Source organism: Tessaracoccus sp. MC1679, assembly GCF_014164775.1.
Taxonomy (GTDB): domain Bacteria; phylum Actinomycetota; class Actinomycetes; order Propionibacteriales; family Propionibacteriaceae; genus Arachnia.
The window spans coordinates 457,573-471,916 of sequence record NZ_JACJGB010000001.1 but is presented as its reverse complement, the minus strand read 5'-3'; the positions used below and the strand labels follow the sequence as shown (position 1 = coordinate 471,916).

The following is a 14,344-nucleotide window of genomic DNA, read 5'->3' as shown; positions in this document are numbered from 1 at the left end:
CAGGGGTCACGGAGGCCCTCCTGCGGGGGCCGAGCGTGGGCCTCGCCGTGAACCCTGCCATTTGCTCAAACCCCCTCACCCACGCCAGTTCCGCACCCCGCAGGGGCAATGGCCGGCGGGTGGTGGGGGCCGAACTCGGTAAGGTTGGGGCCATGATCGATCCCAAGTGGCTCCGCACGGATCCAGACCGCATCCGACGCTCCCAGGCCGCGCGCGGCGCCTCGGTCGAGCTCGTCGATGACCTGATCGCAGCCGACGAGGCCCGCCGCTCCACCATCCTCGCCTACGAGACCCTGCGCGCCGAGCAGAAGGGCCTCGGCAAGGAGGTGGCCAAGGCGAAGGGCGAGGAGCGAGCGGCCCTGCTTCAACGCACCGGGCAGCTGGCGGCGGACGTGAAGGCGGCCCAGGCCTCCGTCGACACCACGGAGGCCCACTTCACCACCCTGATGAAGCAGCTCGGCAACCTCGTCCTCGACGGCGTCCCCGAGGGTGGCGAGGACGAGGGCGTGGTGCTGGAGACCGTCGGCACGCCGCGGGACTTCGCCGCTGAGGGCTTCGAACCGAAGGACCACCTGGAGATCGGTGAGCTCCTGGGCGCCATCGACATGGAGCGCGGCACGAAGATCTCCGGGTCGCGGTTCTACGTGCTCACCGGCATCGGTGCGCAGCTGGAGCTGGCGCTGCTGAATCTCGCCATGACGAAGGCGGCGGAGTGGGGCTTCACGGCCATGATCCCGCCGGCGCTGGTGAAGCCGTCGGCCATGGAGGGCACCGGCTTCCTGGGCCAGGCGGCCCAGGACGTCTACCATCTTCCCGCCGACGACCTCTACCTCGTCGGCACCTCCGAGGTTGCGCTGGCCGCCTATCACTCGGGCGAGATCCTCGACGGCGCTACCCTGCCCCGGCAGTACGTCGCGTACTCGCCGTGCTTCCGCCGCGAGGCCGGCTCCTACGGCAAGGACACGCGCGGCATCTTCCGCGTGCACTGGTTCGACAAGGTGGAGATGTTCGTCCACTGTGATCCGGCGGATGCGGAGGAGTGGCACCAGAAGCTGCTCGGCTTCGAGAAGGATTTCCTCAACCTGCTGGAGGTGCCGTTCCAGGTGCTCGACGTGGCCTCGGGGGATCTCGGCCTGTCGGCGGCCCGCAAGTTCGACTGCTACGCCTGGCTGCCCACGCAGCAGCGCTACCGGGAGGTCACCTCCACGTCCAACTGCACCGAATTCCAGGCCCGGCGTCTCGGGATCCGTGGGCGGTTCGGCGACGGCGTGCGCCCCGTCGCCACCCTCAACGGCACGCTGTGTGCGATGACCCGCATCATCATCATGCTGCTGGAGAACCACCAGCAGGCCGACGGCTCGGTGCGCGTCCCCGAGGCGCTGCGCCCCTACCTGGGCGGCCGTGAAGCGCTGGTCCCGCCGGCTTAGCTCACCCGTCGTTCGGCCGGAGGTCACCGGCCGTTCACGCGGATCTGGCAGGCTCACGGGACGCCCGGCCCGCCGGAGCCAGACAAGAGAGGTAACGCGTTGACGCAGTTCAGCCCCCAACTGGTGGCGCTCGACATCGACGGCACGCTCGTCGACCCGTTCGGCGACATGCCGCCGGAGGTGCGGGCCGCCGTACGCAGGGTGGTTGACGCCGGCGTGCCGGTGGTCCTGTCGACGGGTCGGTCCTGGATCTCCACCGAGATCATCCACACCCACCTGGACCTCCCGCCCGGCTGGGCGGTGACGTCCAACGGCGCCATGGTGGTCACCCACCCGCCCTTCGAGGTGCGCCACGAGACGCGCTTCGACCCCCGCGAGACGGTCCACAGGGTCGCGGAGCTGGCACCCAGTGCCTGTATCGCCGTCCAGGACGGGCTGCACTGGCGGGTCAACCGCCCGTTCCCCGACGGCGAGCTGCAGGGGGACGTGGCGATCGAGAGCATCGAGGAGCTGGCGTCGCGGGAGGTGTCGCGCGTCATCGTGCGCGACCCCCACAGCTCCGAGGAGGTGTTCAACGGCATGGTCAGCCAGCTCGGGCTGCACGAGGTGGCCTACTTCATCGGCTGGTCGGCGTGGCTGGACATCGCCCCGAAGGGCGTGGACAAGGCCCACGGGCTGCAGATCGTGTGCGACGAGCTGGGCATCGCCCCGGCTGACGTGTTGGCCATCGGGGACGGCCGCAACGACATCGAGATGCTGGAATGGGCGGGTCGCGGCGTGGCGATGGGTGACGCTCCGGACGTGGTCAAGGAGTCCGCGGACGCCGTCACGGGCAACTTCGCGGACCTCGGCACGGTCGACGAGCTTGCCCGCTGGTTCCCCGGCCTTCTCTGAGGGCCGACCCGCTGCAGGCGCGTGCGGGGCTCCTCAGAGAGGGGGGCGCCGCACGCGGAACCAGCGGTAGCCGTACCCCTCCAGGGTGACCGACAGGGCGCCGTCGTGCACCACCATCGCGTCGCCGTCGAGCAGGTCCTCCACCACATCGTCGTCCCCGAGGACATCCGGCAGCGACACCGACACCGGATCGGCCGAGAAGTTGTGCACCGCGACCGCCGCAGACCCCTCCAGCGACATCCGATGCGCCAACACCGCTCGAGCCTCGGTCGGGATCACCGAGAACTCTCCCCATCCCATCTCCGGCCGACGGCGCCGCACGCCGATCAGCGTGCGCAGGAACGCCCACAGCGAGTCCGGATCGTGCTCCTGGTCTGCGAAGTTGACGTGCTTCGGCCCGTATCCGTCGGGCACGACCCGCTGGATCAGCTTGCCCGGGGCCGCCGTCGAGAAGTCACCGTTGCGGCCGGGCCCCCACTGCATGGGGGTGCGCACCGCCATCCGGCCAGGCGCCTCGAGGTCCTCGCCCATGCCGATCTCCTCGCCGTAGTAGAGCGTGGGTGTACCGGGGAGGGAGAACATCAGGCTGTAGGCCATCCGCACGCGGCGCGGGTCGCCGCCCAGCATCGGCGGCAGGCGGCGCTTGAGCCCGCGCCCGTAGAGCTGCATCTCCGGCTCCGGCCCGAACGCGTCGAACACCTCCTGGCGCTCGGAGTCGGTGAGCTTGTCCAGCGTCAGCTCGTCGTGGTTGCGCAGGAACGTGGCCCACTGGCACGTCGGGTGGATCTGAGGGCGGGTCTCCAGGGCCTTCACCAGCGGGCGGGGGTCCTCACGCGCCATCGACAGGTAGGTGGCCTGCATGGCGATGAAGTCGAACATCATCTGCAGCTCGTCGCCCGCGTCGCCGCCGAAGAACTTCCGCTGCTCCGCGTGGGGGACGTTGACCTCGCCCAGCAGCATCGCGTGGCCCTTGCGTCGCTGCATGAAGGCGCGGAGCTGCCTGATCACGTCGTGAGGGTCCACCGCCATGGTCTGGGTGCCGGTGTTGTCCGCGTTCTGCATGAGGAAGGGGACGGCGTCCACCCGGAAGCCGTCGATCCCGAGCTCCAGCCAGAAGCCGACGGTGCGCAGGATTTCGTCCATGACGGCCGGGTTGGCCAGGTTGAGGTCCGGCTGGTGCGCGTAGAAGTGGTGCAGGTACCACTCGCCGGTGCGATCGTCATTCGTCCAGATGCCCTCCTCCTCGTCGGGGAAGACCACCTCGGCGGAGGTGTCCCCCGGGTCGGTGTCGCGCCACACGTAGTAGTCGCGGAACGGGTTGGTGGTGCTGCGCCGCGACGCGACGAACCAGGGATGCTGGTCCGAGGTGTGGTTGACGATGAGGTCCGCGATCACGCGGATGCCGCGGTCGTGGGCGGTGCGGATCACCTCGACGAGCTCGCCGTGGTTGCCCAGCCGCGGGTCGACGCCGTAGAAGTCCTTGACGTCGTAGCCGTCGTCGCGGTCCGGTGAGGGGTAGAACGGCATCAGCCACAGGCAGGTGATGCCGAGTTGGGCGAGGTAGTCGATGCGTTGCGAGAGGCCGCCGAGGTCTCCCACCCCGTCGCCGTTGGAGTCGAGGAAGGTCTCGATGTCCAGGCAGTAGACCACTGCGCTCTTCCACCACAGGTCGCTGGTGTCGGTGATCCTCATCGTCGTCACCGGACCTTGGGGAGGACGTGCGCGCCGAACGCGTCCAGGTAGTCGGACTGGTCCTGGCCCACGTAGTGCAGGTAGATGTCGTCGAACCCGAGGTCTGCGTATTCGCGGATCCATGCGACGTGCTGGTCCAGGTCCGACGAGATGCGCACCACGTCGCGCACCGACTCCAGGGTGACGTGCTTCGAGGCCGCGTCGAAGCCTTCGACGGTGGCGATGTCCCAGGCGAGCGGCTCGCCCAGCACGTTCGAGCGCCATTGGTCGAAGGCGATCTGTTCGGCCTCCTCCATGGTGGGCGCCCACGACAGATGGAGCTGGAGCGCCACCGGTCCGCGACCGCCCGCCCCTCGGTAGGCCGCGATCACCTCGCGCAGCACCTCGAGGTCCTGGTTGACGGTGATGAGGCCGTCCGCCCAGGCCGCAGCCCTCGCCGCGGAGGCGGCCGACACGGCCGGGACCAGCAGCGACGGCGGCTCCTCAGGCCGGTCCCACACCTTCGCGCGGTCCACGGTGATCAGGCCGCTGTGGCTGACCTCCTCGCCGTCGAGGAGGCGGCGGATCACGTCGACGCACTCCTCGAGGCGCTCGACCCGTTCGTCCTTCGCGGGCCAGCGGTCACCAGTGATCGACTCGTTCATGGCTTCGCCGCTGGCCAGAGCCGTCCAGAACCTCCCCGGGAACATCTGCGCGAGCGTGCCGATCTTCTGCGCCACGACGGCGGGGTGGTAGCGCTGGCCGGGCGCGCAGACGCACCCGAACTCCAGGCCGGTGGTCGCGAGCGCGGCACCGAGCCAGGACCAGGTATAACCGGAGTGTCCCTGCCGCTCTGACCACGGCTTGTAGTGGTCTGAGCACATCGCCATGTCGAAGCCGACGCGCTCGGCCTGCTGGACGTCGAGGAGCAGCTGGCGCGGCGAGATCTGTTCGTGGGAGGCATGGAAGCCGATTCGGGTCATGCCCCAACTCTCACCCGATCAGTGCGGTGGATTCAAGGATTTGCCGAAACTGTTCCGAGCTTCCCCCGACGTTGGGCTCAGGCGGCGACCACCCGCCGCGACCCCCGCAGCACGTCGGAGGCCACCGTCATCACCTCGACGGGGGTGGGTGCCGGCCGTTCTGGCCTGCGCCAGTCGAGCCCCTCCTCCTCGATCCTGCGGAGGTGACGTTTGATGGTGGAGACGGAGCAGCCGACTCTGCTGGCGATCACCACCAGCGGCAGGTTCGGATGGGCGGTGCGGAGACGGTAGATCTCGCGCGGGTCGTACTGGCGCCCCGACCTGACCCCGACGGCGGAGTCGAAGTCCTCCGGAGCCACCTCGACGGCGAGGCGGGCGCGGATCTCCTGCCGCTGGCGCCTGGTGGTGCCCGCCACGAAACCGGCGACGTCGAACTTGGTCACCGCGTCCGTGAGGCACGCGGCCAGCCGCGGGCATTGGGCGCACATCGTCTCCGCCTGCGCCCGCACCATCGCCTGTTCGCGCCGCTCGCTCCGGGAGTCCGGAGTGACCCCGTCGTCGAGTAATGGGTGGAGGAAGACGTTTCTGTACCTCACACACTCTGTCATTTCAGCCATAGCTGCCCCTCGCTGCTGCTGCCGTCATGGGTGGAATCCCAGGCACCAACGTTGCCAATAGCCGGGCCGTGTCCCGGTCCCAGGGATGGGGGTGCCTACCTGAATAATGTGAGTGCTTAGCGACGGTCAATTGAGTATGGATACTCATTTCCACCGTGTTGAGGGCGCGGAGCGGAGGCGCGGGAGCGGGGTGACCAGCGACGTTGCGTGCCGTTCGCCCACCGGTGGGAGGAGTTGACTTTCGGCCACTATGAAACCGCCGCTCACCATGCTGGGCAGGTGAGCGGCGGCTTGAGTGTCGCGGGGGAGGGCGAGGGGGTCAGTCGGTGCCGGACTCCATGGAGGAGCTGGCGACCGCCTCGTCGACGTCGGAGGGGCCGGTGGCGCCGAGTTCGGCGATGGCTGCGGCGCCGCCAGCCTCGAGGCGCCCGATCAGGTCTTGGTGGCCCGCCAACAGCGTTCCCTGTGCCGCGTACAGCTCCAGCTTCTCGCGCGAGTCCGCGATGTCCAGGTTGCGCATGGTCAGCTGCCCGATGCGGTCCGTGGGGCCGAAGGCGGCGTCCTCGACACGTTCCATGGACAGCTTGTGCGGCTGGTAGGAGAGGTGGGGGCCGCGGGTGTCCAGGATGGTGTAATCGTCGCCGCGACGCAGCCGCACATCCACCTCGCCGGTGACAGCGGAGGCCACCCAGCGCTGGATGGATTCGCGCAGCATCAGCGACTGCGGGTCCAGCCAACGGCCCTCGTACAGGAGCCGGCCGAGCTGGAGGCCCTGGGAGCGGTAGTTCGCGAGCGTGTCCTCGTTGTGGATGGCGCTCAGCAGGCGCTCGTAGGCGATCCACAGCAGCGCCATGCCGGGGGCCTCGTAGATGCCGCGGGACTTCGCCTCGATGATGCGGTTCTCGATCTGATCGCTCATCCCCAGGCCGTGGCGGCCACCGATGGCGTTGGCCTCCATGACCAGCGCGACAGGATCGTCGAAGCGGGTGCCGTTGAGCGCGACGGGGCGGCCCAGCTCGAAGCGGACGGTCACGTCCTCGGTGGCGATGGCCACCGTCGGGTCCCAGTACTTGACGCCCATGATGGGCTCGACGGTCTCCAGCGACACGTTGAGGTCCTCGAGGGTCTTGGCCTCGTGGGTGGCGCCCCAGATGTTGGCGTCCGTGGAGTAGGCCTTCTCCTTGGAGTCGCGGTAGGGGAGCTTGCGCTCGGAGAGCCACTGGCTCATCTCGTCTCGGCCCCCGAGTTGGTGGACGAACTCCTCGTCCAGCCACGGCTTGTAGATGCGCAGCTGAGGGTTGGCCATGAGGCCGTAGCGGTAGAACCGCTCGATGTCGTTGCCCTTGTAGGTGGAGCCGTCGCCCCAGATGAAGACGTTGTCCTCAGCCATGGCGCGGACCAGCAGCGTGCCTGTGACGGCGCGGCCGATGGGGGTGGTGTTGAAGTACGCCCTGCCGGCTGAGCGGATGTGGAAGGCGCCGCACGCGAGGGCGGAGAGGCCTTCCTCGACGAGGTGGGCACGGCAGTCCACCAGTCGCGACAGCTCAGCGCCGTACTGCACGGCTCGGCCGGGAACCGAATCGATGTCGGGCTCGTCGTACTGGCCGATGTCGGCGGTGTAGGTGCAGGGCACGGCTCCGGCCTCGCGCATCCACGCGACGGCGACGGAGGTATCGAGCCCGCCGGAGAATGCGATGCCGACGCGCTCGCCGACGGGGAGGGAAGTCAAGACTTTGGACACGGGGTCACTGTAGATGATGCACGTCGACGTACGCGGGCCGTCCCGCGGGCGGGCCGATGGGGATCAGATCGGTTGTCTGCTGCTTGGGTACCCCATTCCCGACCACCGGCGGCACCGGCGGAAGCGGCAGCATCGCGGCCCCGATCAGCCGCCTGCAGTTCAACCGGTGTCGCCTTGGTGTGGGCACCACCGGATCACCGAATGAGGGATCACTTGTCAGGAACGAACGGTGCATCATCGACGACTGGCCCGAGGACCGATCCGTCACGAGCCCGCAGGACCTCAGACTGGGTAGTCGGCTGGCTGTCGGCCGTAGTGATGTTGGTGCGGCTTCGCACGATGTCTCCGGGTTTCATCGTCGGCACGAGCGTCTCGACGGTCACGAGGGTGAGGCCGCGCGCCCGCAGATCGGTGATGATGCCGGGGACGGCGTCCACTGTGGTGGAGTGGGAATCGTGCAGCAGGACAATGGAACCTGCGGTCGCGTTCGCTGCTACGTGGGAGCGAACCTGATCGGCTGTCTTGCCATCCCAGTCGCGCGGGTCGACCGACCACAGGATGAGCGGCTTGCCGAGTTGGCGAGTGTCGGAGTTCCACGCTCCGTAGGGGGGGCGCAGCAGCGTGCTGCGTGCCACCCCGGCCGCGGCCAGGGCGTCGTCGGCTCTCTGCACCTCACTCAACTGGCCGGCTCGGCTCAAGCTGGTCAGGTCGGGATGCGAGTAGCTGTGGTTTTCCACCGCGAAGCCGGACGCCTCCTGCCGCCTCACCGTCGCCGGCCGGTTGGCCACCTGGCTCCCCACGACGAAGAAGGTGGCGGGTGCATCCCGGGAGATCAGGGTGTCAAGTAGACGCTCGGTGTACGCGGAGGGCCCGTCGTCGAACGTCAGGGCCACGCAGGCGACCACGGCGCAGTTGACCGTTGGCTCTTCGCCTCCCCAGTCGAAGTCGCCGACCGCGATGATGGCCGTCATTCCTTGCCATCCGTTGCCGACCTGCACCCCCGACGCGGCCCAGCCGCCGCGACCGTTGCCGCGGTACAGCCACAACAGTCCTGCAGCATCACGGGCGAGGACGTCGACGTTTCCGTCACCGGAGAAGTCCCCGGGCCCGATGATGGCTGTCATTCCTTGCCATCCGTTGCCGACCTGCACCCCCGACGCGGCCCAGCCGCCGCGACCGTTGCCGCGGTACAGCCACAACAGTCCTGCAGCATCACGGGCGAGGACGTCGACGTTTCCGTCACCGGAGAAGTCCCCGGGCCCGATGATGGCTGTCATTCCTTGCCATCCGTTGCCGACCTGCACCCCCGACGCGGCCCAGCCCCCGCGACCGTTGCCGCGGTACAGCCACAACAGTCCTGCAGCATCACGGGCGAGGACGTCAACGCGCCCTTCGAAAGCGGTCGTCACTTCGGGCAGCCCAGCAGGGGCATTCGCGGGCCGGAGGCTTCCGGAATGAGGAGCGGCTGCACCCGCGGAGGCCGTCGCCAACGGCGCGACGGCGCCTCCGAGCGAGAGCACCGCAGCCAGGATCAGAGCGTGGAGCTTCGGGGCCTTCATGTCGTCGACGGTAGTCCCGGTAGCGGGCGTCCACAAGGGGGACCAGGCAGACGGGAGCCCTGGGATCGCTGAGGCAACGGACACTCCTTGGGATGCCATGTCATGGGTGCACCAGGGAATCGGTGGCAGAGGGACCGCCCAGCGGATCGATCGAAAACTCCTCACCGGCCGGCTGCAGTCGGGCGTTGCCGCAATCAAGGCGCTCCAGGTCCTCCTCAGCTGCCAGGTCACCAGCGTCGGCCGAGGCCAGGAGTCGCGCCACCCGGTCGATCAGCGCGCTGGACTCCTCCGAAGCTCCCGCAGAAGGCGGATTCGTCTCTGACCACGGCAAACGTGTTCGCGATGGGCGGAGAACGCACTGGCCTAGGAACAGGCCAGAGCGCGTGGACGGCTGTCAGCTGACGCCGATGAACCGGTTGGTCTTGGCCGATTCGATCATGGCCTCGCAGACCTCCACGACACGAGCACCTTGCTCAAGGGTCACGATGTCGGCGTCCATCCCAAGAACGGCGTCACGGAAGTTCTCATGCTCGGTGCGAAGCGGTTCGGGCTTCGCAATTGCGAACCGAGTCACATCGCCTTCCGAGACGCCACGGAACTGAGCGATGTCAGCCCACGTTGTGACGACGTTATTGTTGGCATAGTAAGTGAGGTCGGCCGTGAGGGTGTCGGCCACGAACATGCCCTTTTCGCCGGTGACGATCGTGAGCCGCTCCTTCGTGGGGGTCAGCCAGTTGACGAGGTGGTTGGACATGAGCCCGCCCTCGAGCTGGCAGGTGGCCGAGACCATGTCTTCGTACTCTCGGCCGGCCTTGAACATCGTCCGGGCCGCCACCAGCTCATACTTGCGCTGGGTGACCCATGCGGTGAGGTCGATGTCGTGGCTGGCAAGGTCCTTGATGACGCCCACGTCGGCGATGCGGGCCGGGAACGGGCCCTGGCGCCGGGTGCACACCTGGTAGAGGTCGCCGAGGTCCCCGGCCTCGAGCCGCTTGCGCAGGCTCTGCAGGGCGGGGTTGTAGCGCTCGATGTGGCCGACGGCCCCGACCAGCCCCTTGTCGGCGAAGGCCCGGGCCAGGGCGCGTGCCCCGTCGACGGTCTTCGCCAGGGGCTTCTCGATGAGCGCGTGCACGCCGGCCTCGGCCAGCTTCAAGCCGATCTCCTCGTGATACATCGTGGGAGCGGCCACCACCACGTAGTCCAGCCCCTGCTCGAGCAAGGCGTCCACGTCGGGGAGCACCGCGAGGTCACCGGCGAGACCGTGCGGGTCGCCTGCAGCGTCCGCGACGGCCACCAGGTCCACCCCATCGATGGAGCGGAGATTCCGGGCGTGGTGGCGCCCCATCATGCCCAGCCCGATCAGGCCGGCCCGTAGGTTGGCCATGCTCACGCACCCGCCTTCGCGAGGGCGTTGACGGCCATCACGATGCGCTCCAGGTCACCCTGGCTGAGTGACGGGTGCACAGGCAGCGACAGGCACTCCTTCGCCGCTCGCTCCGTCTCCGGCAGCTCGACGTCTGCCATGAACGGCTTGAGGCGGTGGTTGGGCACGGGGTAGAACATGCCAGATCCCACGTTGTACTCCTCCTTCAACGCCCTGGACAGGCCGTCGCGGTCACCCGCGACGCGGACCGTGTACTGGTGGAAGACGTGCACGGCACCGTCGGCGATCGGCGGGGGAGTGACGCCCTCAAGGTTGGCGGAGAGGAATGCGGCGTTCTCCTGGCGGGTCTTGGTCCAAGCTCCCACCTTGGTCAACTGCACCCGGCCGATGGCGGCATGGATGTCCGTCATGCGGTTGTTCAGGCCGACGACCTCGTTGTGGTACTGCTGAAGCATCCCCTGGTTGCGGTACAGCCGGAGGTTGCGCTCGATCTCCGCGTTCGCCGCGGACACCATGCCGCCCTCACCGGAGGTCATGTTCTTGGTGGGGTAGAGCGAGAACATGGCGAACTCGCCGAACGCGCCGACGGGCGTGCCGTGGAGGGCGGCGCCGTGTGCCTGGGCGGCGTCCTCGAACAGCATGAGTCCGTGCTTGTCCGCGATGGCGCGCAGCTGGTCCATCTTGGCCGGATGGCCGTAGAGGTGCACCGGCATGATCGCCTTGGTGCGCTCGGTGATCGACGCCTCAACGGAGGCCGGGTCCAGCGTGAAGTCGTCCTCGGAGATGTCCGCGAAGATCGGCTTGGCGCCGGTCAGGGCGACGGAGTTGGCCGTGGCCGCGAAGGTGAAGGAGGGGACGATGACCTCGTCGCCCGCGCCGATGCCGCAGCTCAGCAGGCCGAGGTGAAGGCCCGAGGTGCCGGAGTTGACCGCGACGCAGGCGCGCCCGAGCTTGAAGTGCTCGGAGAACTCGGTCTCGAAGGCGGCCACTTCCGGGCCCTGGGCGATCATGCCGGAGCGCAGCACGCGGTCCACCGCCGCACGCTCCTCGTCACCGATCAAGGGCTTCGCCGGGGGGATGAAGTCGTACGTCATGCGGATTCCTTTACCAGTGTCAGAGTGTCGCCGGACTGTTCAAATTCATCGCCGGTCTTGGGGTCTCGGAAGGTGTTCTCGCCGGTCTGCTCGAGCGGGAAGCCTGAGCGGCCCACCCACTTGATCCGACGAGCGGGGACACCGGCGACGAGAGCGTAATCGGGCACGTCGCGCGTGACAACGGAGCCGGCCGCCACCGTCGCCCAGGCGCCGATGGTGACCGGTGCCACGCACACGGCGCGGGCGCCCACCGAGGCGCCCTGCCTGAGGGTGACGCCTACCGGCTCCCAGTCGTGGGCGCTTTTGGCGCTTCCGTCAGGGTTGATCGCGCGGGGGAACGTGTCGTTGGTCAGGACCGCGGCGGGGCCGATGAAGACGCCGTCTTCCAGGTAAGCCGGCTCGTACACCAGCGCGTAGTTCTGGATCTTGCAGTTGTTGCCGACGTGGACGCCGCTGCCGATGTAGGCGCCGCGGCCCACGATGACGTTCTCTCCGAGTACGGCTCCGCCGCGGACCTGCGCGAGGTGCCAGACCGACGAGCCGTCGCCGATGGTGACGCCGTCGTCCAGGTCGGCCGACGGGAGGATGCGGGGTTCTCCCATGAGTGCTCCTTGTCTTACTGCTGGAGGCAGTCTAGTGCGAGCGGTCGCGCTGGGTTGCCAGACCTCCCCCTCTCTCGCGCGGGTACCGGGGTAGGGCGATGATGATCGCTTGGTCACCGTTGAGGCCGGACGCACGTGGGTAGGATGTGGCCGATTCGCATAAGGAGAGCTATGACCGCCATCGAGACCCCCGCCTTCGTGGTGGATGAGGCGCGGCTGTCGCGTCAGGTCGACGCTTTCCGTGCCGCCCTGCACCGTATCTGGCCGAATTCCGTACTCAGCTACTCGGTGAAGACGAATTCGCTCCCGTGGCTCGTCGCTTGGATGGGACGCCACGGCGTCCCGGCAGAGATCGTCTCCGAAGAGGAGTGGGACCTCTCGCGGCGCCTCGGTCACGTTCCCACCCGGGTCGTCGTCAACGGCCCCATCAAGACCGCGAGGCTCATGGCGGAGGCTTTGGATGTAGGCGCTCCCGTCAACTTGGATTCCCGTCGGGAGTTGCGGTGGGTGGTCGAGCGGGCTGCCCGGGGTGAGCGGGTGGACAGCGTGGGTCTCCGCGTCAACTGGGATGTCGAACGCGATGCACCGGGGCACACGGCCAGCGGCGGCGCCGGGCTGCGCTTCGGATTCCATGTCGACAACGGTGAGCTGGACTGGGCCGTCGTCGAACTGCGCGCCGCTGGCGTGAGGGTCGCGGGTCTACATCTGCACGTCACCTCCCTTACCCGCGCCCTCGATACCTACACCTCAGCTGGGATGACGGCGCGTGCCATCGTCGAACGCTATGGCCTTGACCTGGACTGGATCGATCTTGGTGGCGGCTTCTTCGGAGGGGACTCAGACCGATTCCCCACGCCGGAGGCCTACATCACCGCCATCAGGGACGCGCTGCTCCCGACGGTGGACCCGGCGCGCACGTGCCTGATCATCGAGCCAGGCGCGGCACTGGTCGCCGTGGCAGTGGACTTCCACACCAGCGTGGTCGACGCCAAGCCGGTGGGGGACCGCATAATCGTCGTGACGGACGGCTCACGCACCAATCTGGACAGCTTCTTCAGGAAGACGGGCTACGAGCACACGCTCGTCAGCGACGGTGATCCGACGGACACCCCTCAGGTGATCGCCGGCTTCACCTGCCTCGACAACGATCGCCTGATGACGCTGAAGGGCGCCCCCCGACTCGTCGAAGGCGACCGTATCGTCTATCACAAGGTGGGGTCCTACACGATGGCGTTCAACCCATTGTTCATCCAGTACCTGCCGCGGGTCTATGCCCGGCACCCCGACTCCAGCCTCGTCGAGGTCAGGCGACGTTGGGGTGTGGACGAGTACCTGGCGGGCAACACATGGAACTGACCAACCAGGTACCGAAGGGACATGGCAGGGGCATGAACGTCCTCATCCTCACGGCTGGCAGCCGCGTGCAGACCGTCACCTACTTCAAGCGTGCGTTGGCTGGGCGGGGCCGGGTGATCGCCACCGACGCAAGCGAGTTGGCGCCGGCGCTCTACGCCGCCGACGGCCATCATGTCGTCCCCTTGATCACGGCTCCTGACTACCTGGCGTCCATTCTGCAGATCTGTCGCGACGACGAGATCGCGGTGGTTCTGTCGCTTCTGGACCCCGAGTTGAGCCTGCTCGCCAGGCACGTGGAAGAGTTCGAGGTCATCGGAACCCAAGTGATGGTCTCGCCGTCGGAAGTGGTCGAACGCGCGTTCGACAAGTGGGCCATGTATCAGTGGCTTGCCGCCGAGGGGCTCCCGACGCCGAGGTCCTGGATCGATATTCAGGAAGTCCGCGCAGACCTACGCGAGGGCAGCGCCGACTTCCCCCTGTTCGTCAAGTCTCGGACCGGGTCCGCGTCGGCCGGCATCGCCAAGATCGACTCGCTGCCGCAGCTCGAGTCGGCCATGCAGGCCACACCAGATCTCCTCATCCAGGAGTTCCTACCGGGTGACCCGGTCGATGTGGACGTCTACGTGGACCTCATGTCGGGCGAGGTCGTCTCGATGTTCGCGAAGAAGAAGCTCCGGATGCGGGCCGGGACAGCGGACAAATCGGTCTCGTTCAAGGACGACTCCCTGTTTCAGCTGGTTTCCGATTTCGCCGCACGGGCCGGGTTCAGGGGCGCGATCGATGTGGACCTTTTCTCCACCGACGACGGCTGGTCGATCCTGGAGGTGAACCCGCGCTTCGGTGGGGTCTATCCCCACGCGTACGAATGCGGGGTGGACTTCCCGTCAATGCTGCTCCGCAACGTGGCGGGGGTGGCCAACGAGCGCTCGATCGGCGACTACGAGGAGGACTGGGCGATGCTGGCGTACGACGGTGTACTCATGCAGCGCATCGACGGTCTGTCCAAACACTGAGGC

At 67.8% G+C, this 14,344-nt stretch carries 12 protein-coding genes; 4 read left to right on the top strand and 8 right to left on the bottom strand.

Features of this window, described 5'->3' with window-relative positions:
- The first annotated feature begins 152 nt into the window (after nucleotides 1–152).
- Nucleotides 153–1,427, top strand: coding sequence for a serine--tRNA ligase (gene serS / locus H5398_RS02280; protein WP_182798854.1), 1,275 nt, complete (start codon nucleotides 153–155; stop codon nucleotides 1,425–1,427).
- Between the two features lie 99 nt (nucleotides 1,428–1,526).
- A complete protein-coding gene (locus H5398_RS02275; RefSeq protein ID WP_255443450.1) occupies nucleotides 1,527–2,321 on the top strand; it encodes an HAD family hydrolase in 795 nt (264 codons plus the stop codon).
- A 33-nt stretch (nucleotides 2,322–2,354) separates the two neighbouring features.
- On the opposite strand, the gene H5398_RS02270 is transcribed toward H5398_RS02275, so the two are convergent.
- The 8 genes from H5398_RS02270 to H5398_RS02235 all read right to left on the bottom strand — a co-directional run bounded on the left by H5398_RS02270 (nucleotide 2,355) and on the right by H5398_RS02235 (nucleotide 11,972).
- Nucleotides 2,355–4,013, bottom strand: coding sequence for an alpha-amylase family protein (locus H5398_RS02270; protein WP_182798853.1), 1,659 nt, complete (start codon nucleotides 4,011–4,013; stop codon nucleotides 2,355–2,357).
- A gap of 5 nt (nucleotides 4,014–4,018) precedes the next feature.
- Entirely contained in the window at nucleotides 4,019–4,975 is a 957-nt protein-coding gene (locus H5398_RS02265) for a TIGR03885 family FMN-dependent LLM class oxidoreductase (protein WP_182798852.1), read from the bottom strand.
- Nucleotides 4,976–5,052: 77 nt separating this feature from the next.
- Nucleotides 5,053–5,592 carry a winged helix-turn-helix domain-containing protein gene (locus H5398_RS02260; RefSeq protein WP_182798851.1) on the bottom strand — a complete coding sequence of 180 codons (540 nt, stop codon included), beginning with the start codon at nucleotides 5,590–5,592 and terminating at the stop codon, nucleotides 5,053–5,055.
- A 319-nt stretch (nucleotides 5,593–5,911) separates the two neighbouring features.
- Nucleotides 5,912–7,333, bottom strand: coding sequence for an argininosuccinate synthase (gene argG / locus H5398_RS02255; protein ID WP_182798850.1), 1,422 nt, complete (start codon nucleotides 7,331–7,333; stop codon nucleotides 5,912–5,914).
- A gap of 209 nt (nucleotides 7,334–7,542) precedes the next feature.
- Nucleotides 7,543–8,892, bottom strand: coding sequence for a polysaccharide deacetylase family protein (locus tag H5398_RS02250; protein WP_182798849.1), 1,350 nt, complete (start codon nucleotides 8,890–8,892; stop codon nucleotides 7,543–7,545).
- Between the two features lie 394 nt (nucleotides 8,893–9,286).
- Nucleotides 9,287–10,276, bottom strand: coding sequence for a Gfo/Idh/MocA family protein (locus H5398_RS02245; RefSeq protein ID WP_182798978.1), 990 nt, complete (start codon nucleotides 10,274–10,276; stop codon nucleotides 9,287–9,289).
- Between the two features lie 2 nt (nucleotides 10,277–10,278).
- On the bottom strand, nucleotides 10,279–11,370 hold the full coding sequence (locus tag H5398_RS02240) for a DegT/DnrJ/EryC1/StrS aminotransferase family protein (RefSeq protein ID WP_182798848.1): 1,092 nt from the start codon (nucleotides 11,368–11,370) through the stop codon (nucleotides 10,279–10,281).
- Nucleotides 11,367–11,972 (bottom strand): acyltransferase, encoded by a 606-nt coding sequence (locus H5398_RS02235; RefSeq protein ID WP_182798847.1) that lies wholly within the window; start codon nucleotides 11,970–11,972, stop codon nucleotides 11,367–11,369. Before H5398_RS02235 ends, H5398_RS02240 begins: the two co-directional genes overlap by 4 nt.
- 171 nt (nucleotides 11,973–12,143) lie before the next feature.
- On the opposite strand from H5398_RS02235, the gene H5398_RS02230 reads away from it, so the two are divergent.
- Both H5398_RS02230 and H5398_RS02225 read left to right on the top strand, forming a co-directional pair.
- Nucleotides 12,144–13,328 carry a hypothetical protein gene (locus H5398_RS02230; protein ID WP_182798846.1) on the top strand — a complete coding sequence of 395 codons (1,185 nt, stop codon included), beginning with the start codon at nucleotides 12,144–12,146 and terminating at the stop codon, nucleotides 13,326–13,328.
- Between the two features lie 32 nt (nucleotides 13,329–13,360).
- Nucleotides 13,361–14,341 carry an ATP-grasp domain-containing protein gene (locus tag H5398_RS02225; RefSeq protein ID WP_182798845.1) on the top strand — a complete coding sequence of 327 codons (981 nt, stop codon included), beginning with the start codon at nucleotides 13,361–13,363 and terminating at the stop codon, nucleotides 14,339–14,341.
- Nucleotides 14,342–14,344: the final 3 nt, after the last annotated feature.

Excerpts from the sequence above, each read along its gene's own strand:
- serS (WP_182798854.1), top strand. The coding sequence starts at position 153 with ATGATCGATCCCAAGTGGCTCCGCACGGATCCAGACCGCATCCGACGC.
- H5398_RS02270 (WP_182798853.1), bottom strand. The coding sequence starts at position 4,013 with ATGAGGATCACCGACACCAGCGACCTGTGGTGGAAGAGCGCAGTGGTC.
- H5398_RS02265 (WP_182798852.1), bottom strand. The coding sequence starts at position 4,975 with ATGACCCGAATCGGCTTCCATGCCTCCCACGAACAGATCTCGCCGCGC.
- H5398_RS02260 (WP_182798851.1), bottom strand. The coding sequence starts at position 5,592 with ATGGCTGAAATGACAGAGTGTGTGAGGTACAGAAACGTCTTCCTCCAC.
- H5398_RS02250 (WP_182798849.1), bottom strand. The coding sequence starts at position 8,892 with ATGAAGGCCCCGAAGCTCCACGCTCTGATCCTGGCTGCGGTGCTCTCG.
- H5398_RS02245 (WP_182798978.1), bottom strand. The coding sequence starts at position 10,276 with ATGGCCAACCTACGGGCCGGCCTGATCGGGCTGGGCATGATGGGGCGC.
- H5398_RS02240 (WP_182798848.1), bottom strand. The coding sequence starts at position 11,370 with ATGACGTACGACTTCATCCCCCCGGCGAAGCCCTTGATCGGTGACGAG.
- H5398_RS02235 (WP_182798847.1), bottom strand. The coding sequence starts at position 11,972 with ATGGGAGAACCCCGCATCCTCCCGTCGGCCGACCTGGACGACGGCGTC.
- H5398_RS02230 (WP_182798846.1), top strand. The coding sequence starts at position 12,144 with ATGACCGCCATCGAGACCCCCGCCTTCGTGGTGGATGAGGCGCGGCTG.
- H5398_RS02225 (WP_182798845.1), top strand. The coding sequence starts at position 13,361 with ATGAACGTCCTCATCCTCACGGCTGGCAGCCGCGTGCAGACCGTCACC.